Origin of the sequence: Collinsella aerofaciens, assembly GCF_040920445.1 — a bacterium.
In the GTDB taxonomy this organism is placed as follows: domain Bacteria; phylum Actinomycetota; class Coriobacteriia; order Coriobacteriales; family Coriobacteriaceae; genus Collinsella; species Collinsella aerofaciens_BH.
Map to the genome: position 1 here is coordinate 1 of NZ_JBCOTQ010000041.1, position 21332 is coordinate 21332.

The 21332-nt window shown below is 61.5% G+C and carries 15 protein-coding genes and 1 tRNA gene; 7 read left to right on the top strand and 9 right to left on the bottom strand.

Annotated elements, in window-relative coordinates:
• The 3 genes from AB5405_RS07175 to AB5405_RS07185 form a co-directional block, all read right to left on the bottom strand.
• A partial coding sequence (locus AB5405_RS07175) for a phosphoglucosamine mutase (protein WP_368138021.1) occupies positions 1-1173 on the bottom strand: 1173 nt, incomplete at its 3' end.
• Positions 1174-1256: 83 nt separating this feature from the next.
• A complete protein-coding gene (locus AB5405_RS07180; protein WP_368138022.1) occupies positions 1257-3569 on the bottom strand; it encodes a DUF4012 domain-containing protein in 2313 nt (770 codons plus the stop codon).
• Positions 3570-3718: 149 nt separating this feature from the next.
• Complete coding sequence (locus AB5405_RS07185) at positions 3719-4741, bottom strand: DMT family transporter (RefSeq protein WP_349091095.1); 1023 nt, start codon at positions 4739-4741, stop codon at positions 3719-3721.
• A 289-nt stretch (positions 4742-5030) separates the two neighbouring features.
• On the opposite strand from AB5405_RS07185, the gene AB5405_RS07190 reads away from it, so the two are divergent.
• Both AB5405_RS07190 and AB5405_RS07195 read left to right on the top strand, forming a co-directional pair.
• Positions 5031-5105, top strand: a tRNA-Val gene (locus AB5405_RS07190).
• A 226-nt stretch (positions 5106-5331) separates the two neighbouring features.
• Positions 5332-6018: a DUF5710 domain-containing protein gene (locus AB5405_RS07195; protein ID WP_349091094.1), complete on the top strand. Its 687-nt coding sequence runs from the start codon at positions 5332-5334 to the stop codon at positions 6016-6018.
• 445 nt (positions 6019-6463) lie between these two features.
• Here AB5405_RS07195 and AB5405_RS07200 read toward each other — a convergent pair whose 3' ends face one another.
• A complete protein-coding gene (locus tag AB5405_RS07200; RefSeq protein ID WP_349091093.1) occupies positions 6464-7546 on the bottom strand; it encodes an HNH endonuclease in 1083 nt (360 codons plus the stop codon).
• A gap of 215 nt (positions 7547-7761) precedes the next feature.
• Here AB5405_RS07200 and AB5405_RS07205 point away from each other — a divergent pair, with 215 nt between their 5' ends.
• On the top strand, positions 7762-8253 hold the full coding sequence (locus AB5405_RS07205; protein ID WP_226790459.1) for a hypothetical protein: 492 nt from the start codon (positions 7762-7764) through the stop codon (positions 8251-8253).
• 100 nt (positions 8254-8353) lie between these two features.
• On the opposite strand, the gene AB5405_RS07210 is transcribed toward AB5405_RS07205, so the two are convergent.
• Positions 8354-9820, bottom strand: a complete 1467-nt coding sequence (locus tag AB5405_RS07210; protein WP_368138023.1) for an ATP-binding protein — start codon at positions 9818-9820, stop codon at positions 8354-8356.
• Positions 9821-10352: 532 nt separating this feature from the next.
• On the opposite strand from AB5405_RS07210, the gene AB5405_RS07215 reads away from it, so the two are divergent.
• Together AB5405_RS07215 and AB5405_RS07220 are read left to right on the top strand one after the other, a co-directional pair.
• On the top strand, positions 10353-13397 hold the full coding sequence (locus AB5405_RS07215) for an insulinase family protein (protein ID WP_368138024.1): 3045 nt from the start codon (positions 10353-10355) through the stop codon (positions 13395-13397).
• Between the two features lie 371 nt (positions 13398-13768).
• The gene (locus tag AB5405_RS07220) at positions 13769-14365 is read left to right on the top strand and encodes a 5-formyltetrahydrofolate cyclo-ligase (RefSeq protein ID WP_368138025.1); all 597 of its coding nucleotides are present in this window, start codon (positions 13769-13771) and stop codon (positions 14363-14365) included.
• A gap of 34 nt (positions 14366-14399) precedes the next feature.
• Here AB5405_RS07220 and metA read toward each other — a convergent pair whose 3' ends face one another.
• Positions 14400-15326, bottom strand: coding sequence for a homoserine O-acetyltransferase MetA (metA, locus tag AB5405_RS07225; RefSeq protein ID WP_055250586.1), 927 nt, complete (start codon positions 15324-15326; stop codon positions 14400-14402).
• Positions 15327-15536: 210 nt separating this feature from the next.
• On the opposite strand from metA, the gene AB5405_RS07230 reads away from it, so the two are divergent.
• On the top strand, positions 15537-16514 hold the full coding sequence (locus AB5405_RS07230) for an L-lactate dehydrogenase (RefSeq protein WP_117563734.1): 978 nt from the start codon (positions 15537-15539) through the stop codon (positions 16512-16514).
• Positions 16515-16645: 131 nt separating this feature from the next.
• On the opposite strand, the gene AB5405_RS07235 is transcribed toward AB5405_RS07230, so the two are convergent.
• The 3 genes from AB5405_RS07235 to AB5405_RS07245 all read right to left on the bottom strand — a co-directional run bounded on the left by AB5405_RS07235 (position 16646) and on the right by AB5405_RS07245 (position 20493).
• Positions 16646-17614, bottom strand: a complete 969-nt coding sequence (locus AB5405_RS07235) for an SIS domain-containing protein (RefSeq protein ID WP_368138026.1) — start codon at positions 17612-17614, stop codon at positions 16646-16648.
• Positions 17615-17758: 144 nt separating this feature from the next.
• On the bottom strand, positions 17759-18514 hold the full coding sequence (locus AB5405_RS07240; RefSeq protein ID WP_271738439.1) for a GntR family transcriptional regulator: 756 nt from the start codon (positions 18512-18514) through the stop codon (positions 17759-17761).
• 2 nt (positions 18515-18516) lie between these two features.
• A complete protein-coding gene (locus tag AB5405_RS07245; RefSeq protein ID WP_368138027.1) occupies positions 18517-20493 on the bottom strand; it encodes a RecQ family ATP-dependent DNA helicase in 1977 nt (658 codons plus the stop codon).
• Positions 20494-20824: 331 nt separating this feature from the next.
• Between AB5405_RS07245 and AB5405_RS07250 the strand changes: the two genes are divergently transcribed.
• The gene (locus AB5405_RS07250) at positions 20825-21331 is read left to right on the top strand and encodes an IS110 family transposase (RefSeq protein ID WP_368138028.1); all 507 of its coding nucleotides are present in this window, start codon (positions 20825-20827) and stop codon (positions 21329-21331) included.
• The last annotated feature ends 1 nt before the right edge of the window (position 21332 follow it).

A 21332-nucleotide genomic window follows, 5' to 3' on the forward strand; every position in this document is an offset into this window, starting at 1 on the left:
GGCCTGCACACCCATGTTGCCCAGCGCGGCGTCTTTATCCGCCACGCGCACGGCAACCTGCGCCTGCGGCAGCAGCTTGCACGGAGCCGTGAGCTGCGAGAGCGTCTCGCGCTCAGCACGAATCACTTCCATCACGCGCAGCGAAGTCATAATGCCGTCGCCCGTGCGCTCGATATCGCCAAAGATCGTATGGCCCGTCTGCTCGCCGCCCAAGCTGTAACCGCCCTCGCGCATCTTGGCATACACGTGACGGTCGCCCACGCCGCTGGTCACGGCGCTCAGACCGGCAAGCTCCAACGACTTGATCAGGCCAAAGTTGCTGGCGATCGTCGGCACCACGGTACCGCCCGAAAGGCGACCGTGTTTGTTCAGATACACGCCGCACACGTACAGGATCTGGTCGCCGTCTACCACGCGACCGCGCTCATCCACGGCCAGGCAGCGGTCGGCATCGCCATCGTAGGCAAAACCCACGTCCAGACCCTGCTCCACCACATGGCGCTGCAGGCGCTCCATATGCGTGGAGCCGCAATCGACGTTGATGTTAAAACCATCGGGCGCGGCATTGATCACGCGCACGTCGGCACCGAGCGCGTCAAACACCGGCTTGGCCACCGAGGAAGCCGAGCCGTTGGCGCAGTCGATACCGATCTTGACGCCCTGCAGCGAAAAGTTCGCACTTGCAATGAGCGAAGCAATGTAGCGGTTGCGGCCCTGCATGTAGTCCACCGTGGCACCGATGTGGTTGCCCGTGGCCAGCGGAACTTCACTCTTGCCATCGATGTAGTCCTCGATGAGCTCCAGCACGTCCTCGTCCATCTTAAAGCCGTCGCTGTTGACGAGCTTAATGCCGTTATCGCAAAACGGGTTGTGGCTCGCGCTGATCATGATGCCGCAATCGAAGCAGCCTTCCACAGTCTGATGCGCTACGCCCGGCGTGGGGATCACGTGCAGCATATAGGCGTCCGCACCGCTCGCGACCAGGCCGCTCACCAGCGCCGCCTCGAACATATAGCTCGAGCGACGCGTGTCCTTGCCCACGATGACGCGTGCCTTGCGCTCGCGGTTGGCGCCGTAATACCAGCCCACAAAACGGCCAATCTTATAAGCGTGCTCTACCGTCAGCCCAACGTTGGCCTCACCGCGAAAGCCGTCGGTGCCAAAGTACTTCATGCGCTCTCCTTACAAAATAGGGGCGAACAGATTGCCTGTCCGCCCCAAAATGGTACTCGATTATCTGCGCTACCAGAAAAACCCTACGCCGACGCGCTGTCGCGAGCCGCCTGGCATGTAGGAGTCTGACGCAGCGTAAGCGGCTTGTCCCCCGCCTCGGCCGACGTGGTCAGCGTATACGTGATCGTCGTCGTCTCGCCAGCATGCAGGTCAACGGTGCCCGAATAGAAGGGGATTCCATGCCACGTAGCGGCGCCAAGACCAAACTGGGTGCCCTCGACGGTCAGATCAGTAATGTTGCCGCCCGTCGGGGCAAACAACGAGACATTCAGACGCTCGTCGTCACGCGCGGCATCGGGTGCGCTCGCCGCAACGTAGTCGGGCAGCTTGCCAGCCTCCTCCTGCGTCATGATGTTCGTCAGGGTAACGGTGATGCGATAGGAGCACGTGCCGTCACCGTTCTTGATGCCCTGGCCAATCTGCGTATCGGCGTTCAGGTACCAGTCGAGCTTGGAGAAGCTCAGGTTGTTAAAGTAAACGCCGGCAACAGGATCGGCACTCGGGTCATCCGGATCGGGCAGCGAAGCGTCAATGCCCGTCTCTTTGATGGCATTCTGCTCATCATCGTTTCTCATCCACGCGATCAGACGGCCCTCTTCGGCACCGCGCTCAACGGCGCTGACAAGCTTCGTAACATCGACATCGCCGATACCGCCAAGGATCTTGTCGAAGGCAGCGCTGGCGACGGATGCAAAGATGCCGTCCGACTCCTCGACCGGATAGTTCCAATACACATCGTGCATGAGAACCTTCGCCGCGTTGGTACCGTCGACAACCGTTCCGTCGGGCAGCGAGACATTACCGACCAGGCCCAGCAGATACTGCAGGAACACCGGGTCGATACCGATGACGCCATCAACGTCCTGTCCATACTGGGACTTCCACAGCGCGGCGACACGCTGCGAGTTGCGGGGCCAATCAGGCGAATAGGTATTGCCCGAGTTGTACAGGTTACTGTGGTTGCCGAACAGCGCCTCATCCTCTTCGTCGACGCTCTCGACTGCCTCATCCTCGCTGAGTCCAATGCGGGGAACAAACTCGCCAATCGACATCTGGCCGTCAGTGACCGAAATCAGGCCCTGCGAACCGCCAAAGCCGCCGCAAGCACGAATCTCGACGTTGTTCATGGCGTACATAAGGTAGTTGCGCGTCTGGCCGTTGGCGCCGAGCATCTGGGGGAGGACGGGGGCGACCTTCTCCGCCGCGTCAACCGCGCCGTTGAGGGTGGCAAAGCCGTCCTTGGCCTTATCGACCAGCTCGGTCACCTGGGAAATATGAGTATCGCCAATGCCCTGGACCTTCTCGTTGGCGCTCTTGAACACCTTCGAGCTGCTGGAAAGCGAATCGGCGACCGCCTGCAGCGCGGACACGTTAATCATGCCGTCCTGGAACAGCTTGCCGGGCGTAGCCTGCGAAAGGTTATCGGCCATGGGAACCAGCGCATTGCTCGAGACATCGGACAGGGCGTCAATCATGGTGCGGGCTGCGTTGATGTCACTGCCATACACCGGGATAAACGAAGCCGCCGTCCACAGCGGGCTCGAAGTCTCCGCCTTCATGCTGTCGCAGAGCTCATCGATCTTCTTCGCGTCGTCAGGCAGCGTCGAAAAATCGCCCGACGTGACCTTGTCCTTAAGGCCACCGACGATCTCGACAGCCTCCTTCGCTTCGCTCTTTACGGTCTTTGCCGAGTTAAGCAGCATAAAGCCGCTTGCGCCAAGCGCAACGAGAAGCACCGCGACTACAGCGGCAATAATGGCGCCGGTGTGACGCTTTTTGCGCTCGCCCTTGCGATGGCGATGACGGACCAGACCGTCAGAGGTCGAACTCGACGAAGCATCGCTACCGTAGTTCAAGCCAAAATCGTAATAATCTTCCTTGGAACCCGAGCCCGCAAACTCGGCACCGCTATCATCCAGGCGGGCGAACGTGCCAGTCTCGGAGGCGCCGGTGTAGATCGTGCCAAGGTTGCCCGTAAGCCCCGCGCCACCGGCAGAGGGAGTATTGTTGTCGGCCTTGCCGGCATTAACGTTGCCGGCGGCATTCGCGGCGTTGGCAGCACCTGCGCTGTTCGCAGGTGCCGAAGGAGCCCCGCTCGGCTGCGACGCGGAGGTTGCACCGCCCGCAAAGACATTCCCTCTTGCACGGCCGGTCTTTTTTGCCTTTTGAGACTGCTCGTACAGAGCGGTAAACATCGCCGTCTCGCCCGGGGACACGCGCTTACCGGAACCGCCCTGTCCAGCGCCGCCCGGCGTGCCGGCCTTACCAGCCCCGTTCGGACGCGGCGGAACTGCAGGGCGGCCGCTATCGCTGCCCTTAAAGTGATTACCAGCCATAAAGAAATCCTCGCAATTGAGTCGCAATGAAAAAGTCCATAACGTTACTAGTTTATGGCATTTTGAGCATCGACAGCTAAACTCCAGACACGGACGTCAATTGGCGAAAATGCGGCACAACACCTTTTCTGTCTTGGCGGCGGTGCCAGCTACACCGTGAGGAACATCATCACGATGATCATGGCAAAGCCGATAAGGTCGGTTGGCAAAAACACCGTCCCCAGCATAACGGCACTGGTGATGGTCGCCGAAACCGGCTCCACAGTTCCGATGAGGCTCGCGCGCACCGAGCCGATGTCCTTAACGCCCTGCATATAGAGCATGTAAGCAAAAAACGAGCCGATAACCACGAACACCGCGAGCGCCTCGATGCCGGCAGCGTCGAGCGCCGGCATATGCGCCCAGGGCTGCACGAAGACGCACGAGACCACGCCCGCCGTGAGCATTGCCGAGCCCGTGACGATGGGGCTGCCGTATTCGGGCAGGATCTTGGCGGGAATCACCGCCATACACGCGGCGCTGACCGCACACATAAGACCTGCTGCCAGGCCAAGCGGCGAGATATTCAGGCTGGTGGGGTCGCCGCCGGTGGCGATTAAAAAGGTTCCACCCAGAGCCAGGCCAATGCCGATGACTTCGCGAGTACGCGGCATGCGGCGATCGGTCACGCAGGCGTAGCCCATGATGATAACGAGCTGCAGGCACTGGAGCACCGTCGCGGTTCCGGCGTTCGTCAGGCGCACGGCCGAAAGATAGCAAAACTGGTTGAACAGCAGGCCAAAAGCGGTAAAGAGCAGCAGCTGCTTGCGATCAGCGGGCGTCGTCCAAAGCTTGACCAGGCGTGCGCGGTCGCGCGTGACAACCACAGCCATAAAGAGCAGGCCGGCGAGAATCTGACGCACGCTCATAAGCCACAGCGTATCGACATGGTAGGTATCGAACAAAAAACTCGCGCTGGTGCCCGAGAAGCCCCAAAACGAACCGCCCACCAGCGTAGCCAAAACGCCCGTGATCATCTTGCGCGACGACGCATCGTTAAGGCGCTCGCGCCAGGCGCGACGGGTGTTGCGGCTGAGCTCGTCGGTGCCCTCGGGCACATCAATGTTCGATATATCGGTCATCGGCACCGAAGCCCCTGCGCCTTCGACCTGCTCGACACACTCTTTGCTCATTCCACTCCCCCGAAACAGCCTGGAAACAATTCGGCTTACCTTACCACGGCGAAGTCACCAGCTGGAGGCTTGTCCGCTTATCGGTAGGACAATTCCGCAGGCGTCTTTCCATAGCTCGATACCGCAATGGCCTTGCATTATGCGACAGCCAAATCGCGGCAGCAGGCACTTTTGAGATGGATATGACAAAGCCCCCGAATTCCACAATGTAAGCGATTTTTAAAAATGTTCTTGCCACCGAGTTCAGGCTCCGTTATATTATCCCTTGCGCGCTTGCGTACCCTTGATCGGGCGTTTAGCTCAGGGGGAGAGCGCTTCCCTGACACGGAAGAGGTCAGAAGTTCAAATCTTCTAACGCCCACCAAATGTTCGCAGCTCAGAGGCTATGTCCTCTGGGCTGTTTTGTTTTATGTCGCCAAATCCGCCGGCAGTTCCAACCGCCCAACTAGCCAAAAGCCGACCATCTACTTGCCGATATATCCATCGGCATAACCAATCAGTCCGCACCGCAACTTCTCAGCAAAACGCCGCGATGTCTGCGCCCTGCGGTATCCTTGGGCCACTTGCACCTGCAGCACCAAGGAGCCGCCATGCGCACCGAGCTCGATGTCCCCTTTTCGCACAAAGAAGAAGCCAAGGCGCTGGGCGCCAAATGGGACCGGACCAAGAAGGTCTGGTATGTACCCGGCGGCGTCAACCCCGAGCCCTTTGCCGAGTGGCTGCCCGGTGTTGACCGATCCGACCCCTCAGCGCCGTATATATATCTAGTACTGGGCAAGCGCGAGTGCTGGAAGTGTCACAAAGAGACCTCGGTCGCGGCCTTCGGCATTCCCTATCGAACCGATAACGACGAGAGCGTCGCCATCGCGCACGCGCCCAACGAGTCCGGGCACATTGCCATCGACACGGCCAACGCCAACGCACTCGCCATCGTGCCCGCTCTTGGCTGCGTGCCGGGCGAGATCCGCGACTACCTTCATAAGCGCTGCGGCTACAAGCCCGTAGGCGCGCGAGCCTCCAAAGCCCCGTCGCTCGGCAACACGTGCACCAGTTGCGACGCGCTGCAAGGCAGCCGCTATCTGTTCGAGGAGCCCTCGTCCCCGTTTGCCCTCACTGCCATCAACAAGCTGCCGGCACTGGAGTTTATACGCGTCGAAGTTGCCGGCGTCTTTGGCGTCCCGACCACGCGCACCGACTTTGACCAGGCGCTCTTTACCTGGGCACGCGACCATCACGCCGAGTTCCACAGGCAACTCGGTGAGGGGGTTTATTTGTAGAGACGGAGAAGCCTTCACAGCCAGCTCCTCCGCATCACCTATCCCTCGTCGCCGGCGTCATACACGATATCGAGGCCACAAACAGGGCATTTCTCCGGATACACCGGCATATGAACGCCTGTCTGTTTTCTCACTTCGTCGCTGAGTCTGTCGCGCGCATCGATGAACCGAATATCGAGACACGGTATTTGCGAGCCGCAGCAAGGGCAGGTGACGACAAACGACCCGCAATCAACCTCTACGCTCGGAAACATATTGTTGTCTATAAGGGCACACGGCAGTTTTCCGTACTTCCCCATCGCAATATCGCCTCGCCAGCTCATACACGCTCCCCTCTCGCTATACAAAACAGGAAGAGCATGCACCGGCGGGCGTGCGCGAGATTGTATCGCCACGCGATCCGATCAAACAACACGATCGTCAAAGAATACCAAAGCCAAATACGCTAATACGGCAGAAGCCCCGCCTTTTCACGCTTCTTTTCCGAGCGATCGAACTCAATGCGATGGGCCTCAAGAAACACCGTATTGGGTCGCCACTGACGCTCATTCGGCTGCCTTAGCGTCGCACCCGCAAAGGAAGCGTAGTCGGTCTTATCCAGCAGGTACGATCCGCACAGCCGATATTCGCCGCAAACAGGCTCAAACGAAATCAGGTGAGCATCAAATAGGGAATGAAGATCGCGCCGAAGCAGAATGCCATTGCTGGCAACCTGCGATTTGGGTCCCGAGTAATTCTCGATATGTGCAGCCTCCAGAGCTTCGCTGACGCCGCAGTCCGACACCGCGCAACGGCCGTCATAGGCGGCAACGAGCTGCTTGCGGAACCATTGCTGCCCCAATCGCTCGCGCCTTAACGCATAGCGGACCTTTTCGTCGTCGGTCGCACCCTGTCCGGCAAACTCAATATCGACGGGCATGTGCTTCAGATAACTCATGTCGGGTGCAAAACGAGGGTCCGGTCCGCCTTTATGAACAGGACCGTGCAGAACAAACCATCCGTTTTCGGGCTCGAACCGCTCAACAAACGCAAGGCCGAGCACCTTGTAGCCCACCTCGGTTGCAAATATGACTCCGACCGGAACGCCACATTCCATGCAGTTGAGCATTTTACGGTTATAGTCTTGGTCTCGAGAACCAACGGCGCCTGGCGCTTGAACCGAATACTTAATGACCCACGTGCCATCGTCCAAATAGAGCGGAGGCACATCGGTGTAGAAGCTCTTTTTAGAGTTATGGACCGAAAGCGCAAAGATCTTATTGGGATCTTGCTTCACCCGATCCTGGCCCGGCCAGAAGATCCCTGAATCCCGCGTTACGGGAAAGAAGTCCGAGCCAATTCTCAAACGATACTGATACTGAGGGCTATCTTCCTTGGTGTGGTGCGGAAGGCTGGTCCAAACGCCGCCGCGCTGTTCCTCACCCAGAAACCACTCCCATGCCTCAACGTATTCGGAAGGCACGAGACTGCAGGCGCGGTCATAGCTTGGTCCATCCATCAACGGAACAGCAAGGTCAATGTCGTTCATCGCCAGCACCTACAACCATACGAACGCGAGTCATGCCCCTCAATAATATGGCCGGAAGTCAATTATTACGAGATCTCATTCCGCGATCGGCACATCGTTGATGCTCTCGGTTTGCCGCTGGCGCGCTTGTACCCCGCTACCCCACTTCCCTGTATACTGATGTAGCACGTGTTTCATCCGGGCTTGTTGGGCCGGATTGTTCATGAGAGGGTCTTATGGCTGCTTCGAATCCGCCTAAGGGGAGCGTTTCTTCTTCGTCCATCAAGCCGGTTACGCGCAAGGCTGTGCGTTGCCAGCGCGAGGTCGCTTGGCTTGTCACGCAGGCGGCGGGCAGGCTTGTGGCGACCACTCAGGACGTCAATGCGCCTACGCCGAGCTTTGTGTTAGCGGCGGCGCTGGATTTTGTGCGCCAATTGGAGCTTGCCGCACAGGATGCCAGCGGCCACCTCGACTACCAGAATGTTATGGCGCCCGACCTGCAAACGTTCTGCCACATGGCCAAGTTGCCCGCCGCACCCAATGCGCTTTCGGACGCAGGCTACATGTTTACGCTTTCGGGCGCGGACCTTATCCGCGACATCTATGCATACTGCAGCGAGCTCGCCGAGCGCCACGTCTTTGACGCGGCTGAAGTCAAACCGGGATATGTCATCAAGCTGGTTCTTAGGCTGTTCTTGATGGACGGGTTCGGGGCCATGCCGGCGTAAGCCGAGTCTTTAGCATCACCGTCGACTGAGCAACAACCGCTTTACCTTAGTGGGCGCCAATTGAGGGTCGATTATTGGGTCGCCTCGTCCACTAACGCATTTATTCCACGCGCTCTGACAGTCGATACTTGCGGTTGCGGCTTGTCAACGGCGCCGTCGGCTCAAGCTCGCCCTGCTCAATGAGCGCATTGACGCGTGCCCTGACCTGGGAAACCGTGAGTCCCGTGCGCTCCGCCAGTTCGCGCGTCCCCAATTCGCCGTAGCGCTTGAGCGCCGTCATAATCAAGTCCCCGCCATGATCGACCGGCTCGATCTTTGAACGGTAAAGTACGACCTTGAACCGATCGAACCCCGGGCAGAACAGGGGCTCGGCCAGACCATGCGCGCGCATGGCATCGAGCATCATCGGGATGCCCGAGCCATTGCCCTCAGCCGGCGAACCTGCGCCATCCGGCAGCGGGACAATCGACATGAGTTTCACGAGCGTCGCGTTACGGCATCGGGAGCTGCCGTCAAACAAGCTCTCGCGAGTCTTCCCTCCATAAAGGCCGCCGGGATTCGTCACCTCGATACGGTCGTCAAAAACGTCGACGGCGATCGATTGCCCACAGAACCGATCCCCGTATTCCCTGTGGATAACCGCGTTGGCGACTGCCTCGCGCAGGACCTCCTCGGGAATCTCCAGCGAGTCGATACGCGAGATGCCTTGGACGGTCGAGGTGCGGCGCAGGTTTTTGGCGACAGCCGCGACAGTATCCGAAATCATCTCGCCCAGGGTGCCCTCGCAGACTGTGCGGTCCATAAATCTTAGCGGTCCCGCAGCGCCCTTTTGAGTTCCCGCATGGACAGCCACATCAATGAAGAGCTTGGGATAGAACTGCTGAGGGTAAACGCCCGCGGCAAGGAGGCCGGCCTTGGTAACATTGCCCTGGAAGTCGAGGAGATTCAGGCGCTCCATCTTTGTCTTCTTGTCCGTCGCACCACGCATCGCTCGAGGCGTCAACGAATAGGCGCGTTCTATCGTGCGGTCGACCAGCGACTCGTCGAGATCGCCCACACTCGTGCCGGGCACCGCATCGCGATCGCTCGGAGTCGCTCGACCGTATGACGCCAATGCGAGCACCTCGGTCGATGAAAGCGGCACATCTTTGTCATCGATGCGTTTGTAGCTGCCACCTTGAGCGCCCCGCTCTATGACATAGCACGGCTTGCTCGACGGGTCGAGCTCCTCAATCGTGATGACCAGAACCACGGTGCCCTGGAGCTCCACGCGCTCAATGGTGTATTTGGGCGGATTGGCCAGCTTTCCGCGACCGCCAGCATCGCCCATGCCCGCCACGAATTGGTTGAGCACTTTCTCGGTCTCAAAGTTTGCAACTGGGACAAAACCCGCGCGCTCGCTCACTCCGAGCACGATGATGCCGCCGGCGGTGTTTGCGAAAGCGCTGACCGTTTCCCATACGTCGCGGGAAAGCGTCATGGCGCTCTCTTTTACTTCGACGCTAAGGTCATCCGAACCCATTCGCTTTAAAGACTCGAGCAAACCGGCCAGCTCGTTTTCGTTCATCTGCACGTCCTTTCGCTCGGTTCTGCGAAGAATGCCGCGAATAGATTTCCTTCGTCTCTCAGTTATCTCTCGTCTTTCTGTTATCTCTCATATTAGAGAGGAGTGAGAGATGAAAGATAAGATGTCTGTCATCTGTTTCATTTAAACATGTTTTCGCTGGTAAAACAATCTATATTGAGACAATACCATGGTTGCCTGTCTCTTTGCAGCATTGTTATCTCTCATATTTGTCTCTCATCTTTCTGTTATCTCTCGTATTAGAGACGAATGAGATATGAGAGATGTGCGGGCGACGGATGAGCGTGGATTTTTGGACGGTCGGGAAATGAGGGTGGATATTTGGACGGTTTTTGGGCTTTTGGCAGCCGATTTCGTCCGAAAATCCACGCTCATTTGATGGGCGTCCGAATTTCCACGCTCGTGTGTCCGAAAATCCACGCTCATCCGGCAGATTGGTCGAGGGCCCCATATGGGTATACTCTCGAGGATTCGACTCGATTCGCCCCCGCTGGGGCGTCAAAGGAGACTGCATATGCCCACCACCTCAACCGACCCGCGCGCCGCAGCCGCCGCGCTGCTGGCACCCGGCACCACCTGCCACGGCTTTGCCGTCGAGCGCTGCGAGACCGTGCCCGAGCTCGACTCGGACGCCTACGTGCTGCGCCACACCGCCTCGGGCGCTCGCCTGCTGTACCTGGCGTGCGACGACGAAAACAAGGCCTTTGCCATTGGCTTTAAGACGCCGCCAGCCGATTCCACCGGCGTGTTCCATATTCTTGAGCACTCGGTGCTGTGCGGATCGGCCAAATTCCCCGTCAAGGAGCCGTTTGTCGACCTGATCAAGAGCTCCATGCAGACGTTCCTCAACGCCATGACCTACCCCGACAAGACTATCTACCCCGTTGCCACCACCAACGAGCAGGATCTGTACAACCTGATGGACGTGTACCTGGACGCGGTGTTCAACCCGGCCATCTATACCAAGCCCACCATTTTTGAGCAGGAGGGCTGGCACTACGAGCTGGACCTGCCGGAGGGCGCCGAGGACGAGGGCGACGGCAGCTCCGCGAGCCTGCGCGAGGGCACGCTGCGCTATAACGGCGTGGTGTTCAACGAGATGAAGGGCGCGCTGTCCGACCCCATGAGCGTGCTGGACGACGCCGTCAACGCCGCGCTCTATCCCGACACCGCCTATGCGCACGAGAGTGGCGGCGACCCGTGCGCGATTCCCGCGCTCACCTACGAGCAGTTCCTGGACACGCACGCGCGCCACTACAATCCTTCCAACTCTTATATAACGCTCTACGGCGACCTAGATGTGGACCGCGCGCTGGCGTTTTTGGACGAGCGTTATCTGTCGCAGTCGAGTGCCGCGAGCCGCCGCATGGACGCCGCCGTTGCCGCCGGCGAGGACCCGTCTGCGCTGGCGCCCAATCCGCTGGACGTGCAGGAGCCTGTGACCTGCGAGTATAAGCGCATCGAGATGGCCACCACGCCCGAGAACGCCCTGGTTGGCCTGGGCCTGGTGCTGGGCAGCGCGCTCGACCGCAAGCGCACGATCGCGGCGGACATCCTGTTCGAGGCACTGCTGGGCTCCAACGAAGCGCCGGTTAAGAAGGCCATTCTGGCCGCCGGCCTGGGCGGCAACGTGGTGAGCTACACCGCGGCCGAGAGTCTGCAGCCCTACGAGCTCATCATGCTGCAAAACGCGCAGCCCGGCGTAGCGCGCGAGCTGCGCCGCGTGTTCCAGGACGCCTGCCGCGACCTGTGTGAGCACGGCGTTCCGCGCGAGCGCCTGGAAGCTATCATCAGCAGCAACGAATACGACCTGCGCCAGCGCGACTACGGTATTGCCGACGGCGTGGCCATTGCGTGCGACGCGCTGAGCACCTGGCTCTACGATGACGACGCCGCGACGCTGGCGCTCAAGTACGGCCCGGTGTACGAGGAGCTGCGTGGCGAGCTGGACGGCAGCTATTTTGAGGACCTGCTGCGCGAGCTCGTGCTGGAAAACGACCGCATGGCGCTGGTCGAGCTGGTTCCGGTAGACGCTGCCGAGGGTGCGGAGGGTGCCGAAGCTGCCGAGCTGGCTGCCAAGCGCGACGCCATGACCGATGCCGAGCTGGCGGACGTGGTCGAGCGCACGGCCGCACTACGTGTCGCGCAGGAGGCCGAGGACACGCTCGAGGCCAAGGCCACGCTGCCGCGCCTGCGCGTGTCCGACATTGGCGAGGCGCGCCCCGAGCCGCCGCTGGTCGTGGACACGACTGCGCCCATCCCCTGCCTGCGCCACGGCATCCCCACCAACCGCCTGGCCTACGCCATGCAGTATTTCGACCTGAGTTGCGTCGCATTTGAGGACCTGCCCTACGTGACGCTGCTCTGCCGCCTGCTCAAGCAGCTACCCACGAGCGAGCACTCGGCCGAGGAACTCGACAACTTGCTCGCCGGCAAGCTGGGCTTCTTGAGCTTTACGACCGAGGTCATGACGCAGCCCGACGTGGACGGCGTGCGCCCCTACCTGCTGGTGAGCGCCGGCGCCCTGTCCGAAAAGATCGACGCGCTGGCGAGCCTGCCGCGCGAGGTGTGGTCGAGCACGCTGTTGCTCAATGCTGACGCCGACCGCGTGCGCGACGTGCTCACGCAGATTCGCATTGGGCTTGAGCAGGGCTTTATCAACAACGGCCACTCGGCGGCGCTGGGTCGCGCGATGAGCTACAGCTCGCCTTCGGCCGTGGTGCGCGAGCAGCTTTCGGGCGTGGACTTCTACCTGTTCCTGCGCGATCTGCTCGAGCACTTTGACGAGCGCCTGGACGGTCTGCGTGCCAAGCTTGCCGAGCTGGCAGACCGCATCTTTGTGGCCGATGGCTGCCTGGCGAGCTTTACCGGCAGCGACGAGGACTTCAATTCGTACTGGGATGCCGCGGGCGACCTGGGGCTTGGCGCGGGCGACGGCGCCGATGCCGGCCGCAACGCGCTCGTGGTGCCGGAGCCGCGCGACCGTCATGAGGCTTTCGTCATCCCCAGCGACATCTGCTTTGCGGCGCGCGCGTGCGATCCGCGTCGCCTGGGCATCGACGTGACGGGCGCCTGGGCGGTTGCCGCCAACGCGCTCTCCTACGACTACCTGTGGAACGAGATCCGCGTGAAGGGCGGTGCGTACGGCTGCGGATTCCGCGCTGCCGGCGAGCGTCAGACGGCGTTCTACACCTACCGCGACCCGGCAATCGACCCCTCGATTGAGCGCGTGGAACGCGCGGGCGAATGGCTCGGCAGCTTTGAGCCCGACGAGGCCGCCTTCGAGGGCTTTATCGTGAGCTGCGTGAGCGGCATGGACGCGCCCGTGAAGCCGTACGCGCTCACCAAGCGCCGCAACACGACCTACCTGGCCGGGCTCGATCCACATGCACGCGAGGAGCGCCGCGCCCAGATGCTCGCCGCCACGCCCGGTGAGCTTCGCTCGCTCGGTGCCGACGTGACGCGCATTGCGGCCGAATCGCCCACCTGTGTCTTTGGCGGCCGCGAAGTCATCGCCAAGAGCAACGCCGGCTTTAACGTAGTCGACCTGATGGGCTAACGCACCAAGGTAGATTTTTGGGACATGCCCGAAAATCTACCTTTTCTTTTGCCGCTGCTTGGGCGGGGCAGCTCAGCCCGTCCCACCAGTTTGTCTAAATCTGTAACATCTAGACGGCAATATCGGCTCCAGATGTTACAGATCGAGACGTTCCCGAACGGCACCAGCTCTTTGTCTCAATCTGTAACATCTAAGTCCAATTTTGCCGAGTTACTGTTACAGATCGAGACAAACCGCCGCAGACACCCATCACAGCACAGACCACCACGAAGGTGCATGTATCCCCTTCGTGGTTGTTTTGCTGTTTGCCCAGATAAAACCTGCCAAAATAAACCTGTCCCTTTTTGGCAGGTTTGCTAGAGGAGGTTGGGATGGACAAGGCTAAATTGCGGCGAGCGGTGATTGCCCGGCGCGATGCGATTGATTTGGATGTGCGGGCGGCGAAGTCTGCCGTTATCTGTGCGCGACTTGTCGAGCTGTTGGATCGCTTGGGTGCCGCGGCGCCGCACACCGTTGCCGTCTATGCCGCCATGGGTTCCGAAGTCGATCCTGCCGCGTTTGCCGCAACGGCCGCCAAACGCGGCTGGCGCGTGGCCTATCCGTGCATGTTCTCGGCAACAGACGCCGCAGTTTGTGGCCAGCGCATGTGCATACGGGCAGTTGCCGCCGGCGATGCGTCCTCGGCTCCGTTTATCGCCCACCCCACGCGGACCTTCGCGGCCATGGACATCGACAGCGACCGCTTCCCTATCGTGCCTGCCGAGGCCCTCGACATGGCCATCGTGCCACTCGTAGCCTTCGACCGCGCCGGCGCGCGCCTGGGCTACGGCGGCGGCTGCTATGATCGCTACCTGCCCACGCTCTCGCCCGCATGTCAAATCATCGGCATCGCCTTTGACGAGCAGTGTGTCGACCACGTTCCCACCGACGCCCACGACCTGCCGCTACCCCATATCATCAGCGCCTGATCGCCGTCACATCAGCCACGGCCACAGTCGCAGCCTAGTGCTCCTCGCCGGCGCGGGCCAGGTCGTAGGGCGTGGTCTGGTAAACGTAGTAGTTGAGCCAGTTGGTGTAGAGCAACTGAGCCTGGCTGCGCCAGACGTTGCGCGGCTCGGCCGTGGGGTCGTCATTCGGGAAGTAATGCGCCGGAACCTGGGGGTTGAGCCCGCGCTTCACGTCGCGCTCGTACTCCAGGCGCAACGTGTCGGTATCGTACTCGGGATGGCCAAAGACAAAGAAGCGACGGCTGTCGGTCGACTTGACGATGTACAGGCCCACCTCGTCAGACACGGCCACGACCTCAAGCTGCGGCTCGGCCTCTACGTCCTCGCGGCGCACATCGGTGTTGCGCGAATGCACGGCATAGAAACGGTCGTCAAAGCCGCGGACCAGCGGGCTTTGCGGCTTCACCAGATAATGCTCGAACACGCCACTCGCCTTTGCCGGCAGGTCGTACTTCTGGATACCGTAATGATGGTAGAGCCCCGCCTGCGCGCCCCAACAAATGTGCAGCGTAGAGTGCACGTGCGTGGTGGACCAATCCATGATCTGGCAGAGCTCGGGCCAGTAGTCGACCTCTTCGAACGGCATCTGCTCCACCGGCGCGCCCGTGATGATCAGGCCGTCGTAGTGGATGTCGCGGATGTCGTCGAACGTGCGGTAGAACGTCTCCAGGTGGCCGGCGCTCACGTGCGTGGCCTCGTGCGTTTTGGTACGCAGCAGATCCACCTCCACCTGCAGCGGCGTGTTGGAGAGCTTGCGCATGATCTGCGTCTCGGTGGCGATCTTGGTGGGCATGAGGTTGAGGATGAGCACACGCAGCGGACGAATGTCCTGGTGCAGCGCGCGGTACTCGGTCATGACAAAGATGTTCTCGCTCTCGAGCTGCGCGGCGGCAGGGAGGGCGTCGGGAATGCGAATGGGCATGGATGCTCCTTACGAGTCAGTTGCAGCTATGGTACAACGACCGGCCCCATCCGCGCGAGCACATCGCCCAGCGATGCCGTCAGCGGCCCAAATCACTCCAAAAGTAGAGATTAAGGCATGTCCAAAAATCTACGGCGCTTTAGCCTAGCAAAGTGGCAGCAGGACGCTACAATGGTTCGACGCGAAAAACTCGGCCGAAAGGATACGTATATGTACCAGACGCGTAAGATCGGTGTGGTCGGCCAGGGCCACGTAGGAGCACATGTCGCCAACAGCCTGCTCATGCAGGGCATTGCCGATGAGCTGTACCTGTGCGATATCAACGAGGCCAAGGTGACGTCCGAGGTCCAGGACCTGCGCGACTCCCTTTCGTTTGTCCCGTACAACACCAAGATCGTCAACTGCTACGACCACTACGAGGAGCTTGCCTGCTGCGACGTCATCGTCAACGCCGCCGGCAAGGTCGCGCTGGCCGCCGGCAACCGCGACGGCGAGCTGTTCTTTACCACCGACGCCGCCCGCACCTTTGCCAAGCGCATCGTCGACGCCGGCTTTGACGGCATCTTCGTGAGCATCTCCAACCCCTGCGACGTCGTGTGCACCGAGCTGTGGCATCTGACCGGCTACGATCCCAAGAAGATTATCGGCTCGGGCTGCGGCCTGGACTCCGCCCGTCTGCGCACCGAGATCTCCAAGAAGGTCGGCGTGAGCCCCAAGTCCATCGACGCCTACATGATCGGCGAGCATGGCTTTAGCCAGCTGGCAGCCTTTAAGGCCGCAACCATCGCCGGCAAGAGCCTCAACGAGCTCCAGGCCGAGAACCCCGACAAGTACGCCTTCGACCACATGGAGGTCGAGGAGCTTGCACGCAAGGGCGGCTACGTAACCTACCAGGGCAAGCAGTGCACCGAGTACGCCGTCGCCAACTCCGCCGCGCGCGTCTGCGCCGCCGTGCTGCACAACGAGCACGCCGTGCTTTCGGCCTCCACGCTCATGACCGGCCAGTATGGCGAGGAGGGTATCTTTACCTCCCTGCCGTGCGTGATCGGTGCCGAGGGCGTCGAGGAGGTCTACACGCTCGACCTTTCCGAGCACGAACTCGAGGGCTTCCACAAGAGCTGCCAGCACATTCGCGACAACATCGCCCAGCTCGACTGGTGGGATGCCGAGGCCTACGACGCCAAGTAGGCCGCTGGCTGCCGCAACCTTGCGAATCTATGCGCGATACTAAGCGGGCCGCGCCGGAAACCCACCGGCGCGGCCCGCTTTTTACGCACGCTGTTCGCTTGCGAATCGAAGGTGAATGCTTTTCCCGTTACCTAGTACTGCTCGATGCCCATGTAGCGACGAATCTCAGGGCTGTGGTCGAACACCTTTCCGCGGGCGGCGCGCAGCTCGCAGCTCATGTTGTAGAAGAAGATCGGCTCCAGGTACGAACGCGCGCTGGCGGGCACCTCGCCCACGCCGTACTCGAGTGCATCGAGCACCATAACCGTATCGGTGTGCGTGTTGAGGAACGCAAGAGCGCGCTCCTCCATGGGGCGGCACTCCCCTGCGCCAAGCTGCACAAAGTAAAACACGCCGGGCTCGGTGGCCTCGAAGGGACCGTGGAAGTACTCGCCGGAGTGGATGTAGCAGCAGTGCTGCCACTGCATCTCCATGAGCGAGCAGATGGCCATGGCGTAGGTCTGGCTAAAGTTGGGTCCGGAGCCCAGGATATAGAAGAACTTGTGCTGCTGACAGAGCTCGGCAAAGCGGGCGCCCAGCTCGGCGTTGACCTTCTCGCGGGCGGCGGGCAGCAGCGCATCCATCTGCTTTAGGCCCTCGTACATGTCGGCGAGTGCCTCGTAGCCTTCCTGCTGGTCGAGCAGCTCGGCGGCGATCAGAGCGCCGATGCCCTGAGGCACCTCGGCCTGCGGCACGCCCTCGCCCCAGGGGTAGACCCAGGTGGTCCACTTGCCGTTGTCGATCTTGGAGCCCTCGCAGTCGGTGAGGGCAACGACCTCGGCACCGGCCGCCAGCGCCATCTCGCAGCCGTCGACGACCTCTTGCGTGTTGCCGCTGTGGCTGCAGGCAATAACGAGCGACTTCTCGCCAAGGCTCTTGGGGGCCATCAGGCAAAACTCGCGTGCCGTGTAGACCGTCGAGGTAAACGTGGTGGCCTCGCGCTTGAGCAGCTCGTTGGCCGGCATCAGGTCGATCATCGAACCGCCACAAGCAATCCAAAAGACGTTCTCAATCTTGCCCTTGCGCTCGATGATTTCCTGAACCAGATCATGTGCGTTCATCCTGATGTTCCTCCTTGTGGGGCGGCTTTGAGCGACGGCGGATCGTACCTGCTGTCGTTCTATGTTGTCCTATTTATAGCACGCACGATGACGCTCGTGAAGCCATTTCGCCAAACTTGTTCTATGTTGTTCTATCTGTGGATGTTAGATGTCGAACACGTAGCGCGAGCCCACAATCTTTTGACGCCCAAGCAGCAAGGGCCGCTCGTCCGCATCGGTAAAGTACGCCTCCATATAGAAGAGTGGCTCACCGACCGGGATCTCGAGCAGTGGCGCGACTTGAGCGTCGGCAAGCGCAATCTCCACGGTACAAGGGTCGGATTTGAGCGGCGCGCGGCCCGAATGCTCGGCAACGAGCGCAAAGATTGAGTTATCGGTGAGGTCCTCGTCGGCAAGCGTCTGCAGATAGGGATGGTCAGCCAGCACAAAGGCGTTGTTCTCGAGCATGACGGGCACGCCGTCTGCCGTGCGCACACGCTCGACCACGATGAGCTCGCAGCCGGGTTCCACCCCAAAAAACGCCGCGTCCTCGCGCGTCGCCGCAACCACCGTGCGCGACACCAGGCGTGCTCCGGCCACCATGTCGTTGGCAGCGCAACCCTCGGAAAAGCTCTGAACGTCACCCTTCTGGACAATCTTGCGCTTGAGCTTGGGCGCGCACACGAACGTGCCCCTCCCCTGCTGGCGGTTGAGATACCCCGCGCGCGACAGCTCCTCGATGGCGCGGCGCACGGTGACGCGTCCCACACCATAGGACTTAGCGAGCTCCATCTCGGAAGGAATGCGCGAGCCGGATGCGTACACGCCACGCGCGATCTCGCCCTTTAGGTCGTCCATAACCTGCTGGTACAGCGGAACGGCGGATACCTCAGTGCGCTCGGTTTTATCGTCGAATGCCATCGTTACGCTCCATCCCGTGCATGCTCGGACTCAAACTCTTCAATCGCCGCCATAAACTGCTCGCCAAAGGCGTCGGCCTTTTTCTCGCCAATGCCGTTGACCTGGATAAGCTCGTCGCGCGTCTGTGGACGCAGGCGGCACAGACCGCGCAGGGCCTTGTCGGAAAAGACCATATACGGCGCCATCTCCAGCTCGGTCGAAATCTCCTTGCGGAGGGCACGCAGGCGCTCGAACAGCTCGGCGTCGTCGCCCACGCGCGGGCGCTGATCCAGCTCGGCCTCCTCGCGCAGCAGATCCACCGCACGGCGGGCGCGGGCCGAGGCCTTGCGCTTGGACGCGCGACGCTTAACGGTAAAGGCAAACGCCTCATCCTCGACCTCGGTGGCACGCGGGCCCAGCCCCACGACCGGGTACTGCCCCTGCGAGGTGGCCAAATAACCGCGGCCGCACAGTTGGCCGATGATGTCCTTGATGCGCCCGACCGATTCGCTCGACAGCTCACCGTAGCCGCGGTCCTCGTCCAGATGCATCTGGCGAATGCGCTCGGTATTGCCGCCGTGAAGCACATCGGCGATCAGCGACTTGCCAAAGCGCATGGGACGCGTGGCCACATAGCGCACAGCGGCGCGGGCCATATCGGTGACATCCTCGACCTCGAACTGCGTGAGACAGTTGCTGCAGTTGCCGCAGCCCTCGGCGTCGTCTGCCGTGCCGCCCGCGGCGGCTGCCACATGCTCGGCCGCGGCCTCGTCGCCAAAGTAGCGCAGCATGTATTCGCGCAGGCAGCCGGTGGTATTGCAGTAGCCCTCCATCTGGCTGAGCAGACGATAACGGTTCTGGAGCGCCCACGCGCGCTGCTCGTCATCGAGCGCCTCGTCGGCAGCATCGCCGCGATCGATCAGAAAGCGGCGCATGCGAAAATCGTTACCGTTCCACAGCAAGTGGCAGCTGGCCGGGTCGCCATCGCGGCCGGCGCGGCCCGCCTCCTGGTAGTAGGCCTCGATGCTCTCGGGCACGTTGTTGTGGATGACGTAGCGCACGTTGGGCTTATCGATGCCCATTCCAAAGGCGTTGGTGGCAACCATCACCTGAATGTCGTCGTCGATAAAGGCACGCTGGCTCTGGCGGCGGGCGTCGTTGCCCATGCCGGCATGGTAGCGGCCCACGCGAATGCCGCTGGGGCCCAGTGCCTCGGCAAGCTCCGCGGCCAGCGCGTCGACCGTCTTGCGGGTCGAGCAATACACGATGCCGCTCTCGCTCGAATGCGCGATCACGTAGTCGCGCACCCAGGCTGTCTTGGCCTTGACGCCCATCTCCTCGCAACCAAAGTAGAGGTTCTTGCGATCGAAGCCCGTCACTACCGTCGCGGGATTTTGCAGGCCGAGCATCTGCTGAATGTCCGCGCGCACGCGCTCGGTCGCCGTGGCGGTAAACGCCGCCACGATCGGGCGCCGCGGCAGCGAATCGATAAACTCGCGAATCTGCAAGTAAGCGGGACGGAAATCCTGGCCCCACTGGCTCACGCAGTGAGCCTCGTCAATGGCCACGAGCGGAACGCCGATGCCGCCTTCGGCCGCAGCTTCCTGCGCAAAGGCCAGAAAGCGCGGCTCGAGCAGGCGCTCGGGCGCCACATACATAAGCTGGTAGCGGCCCTCGCGCGCCCGCTTGAGCACGGTATTTTGCTGGGCCGGGGTAAGGCTGGAGTTGAGATAACTGGGACGCGCACCCGCCGCGAGCAGCGCGCGGGTCTGGTCCTCCATAAGCGACAGCAACGGGCTCACCACAAAGGTGATACCAGGCAGCATGAGCGCGGGCACCTGGTAGCAAATGGACTTGCCGGCGCCTGTGGGCATAACACCCAGCGCATCGCGGCCGGCAAGAATCGCATCCACCATGCGGTCCTGCCCCGGGCGAAACGAGGTGTAGCCAAAATAGGCGCCGAGCGTGTCGAGCGCCATCTGCTGCATGCTATCGGTCATGGTTTCCTAACGTCAGAATCATCTGCCGCCGATTATACGCCGCCACGCGGACCGGTGCCGCACGGCTGCCGGCCACGCTCATTCTGCGGGTAGTCATTGGGGACGTTCTTGAATGACTGGCCGTTTAAGAACGTCCATTACAGTCGAAATTGTCAGCCTGGGACTGTCTCGGGCTACGATTGAGGCGCGCCCAGAACGGGCCGCCGACCGGGCGCCCGCGCACGGCCGAACGTCCCTGCCCCCGAGAGGGCCCGTTGGGTGCTGCCGGCGCGGGACGCGCCGCCCCCGACGGCTGATAGGAAAGTGCCGGGCAGGTGCCGCGGCTGGTAATGTGAGTGCCGAGGGGGAGGCCATCCGGTCGAACGACTACCGGAAGGATACCACCGTGAAAGCGCCATCCACCAGGCCCACGGCCGTGCTCGGCCTGGACGTCGGCAAGTCATCGCACTGGGCCTGCCTGATCGACCGCGACGGGGAGGTGCTGGCCAGCGCCCCCGTCCGCAACAGGGAGGCCGAGCTCGACGCGCTGTTCGCCTCCGCGCCCGCCGGCACGCTCGTCGTCGTCGACCAGTTCCGCAACATAGGGTCCCTCGCCGTGAGGCGGGCCCGCGCCGCGGGGCTCGGGGTCGCCCACCTGCCCGGGCTCGCCGCCAGCCGCGCCGCGGGCCTGTTCGCCGGCGAGGCCAAGACCGACGAGCGCGACGCCGCGGTGATCGCGCGGACCGCCCTGGGCGTGCCGGACTCCCTGTCGGGGGTCCCGGGCTGGATTGGCAACACCTATTTGGACGATTCCGGGAGGGACAGCCCCGCCTCCCTGAACTCGACCGGAGACATGTAGC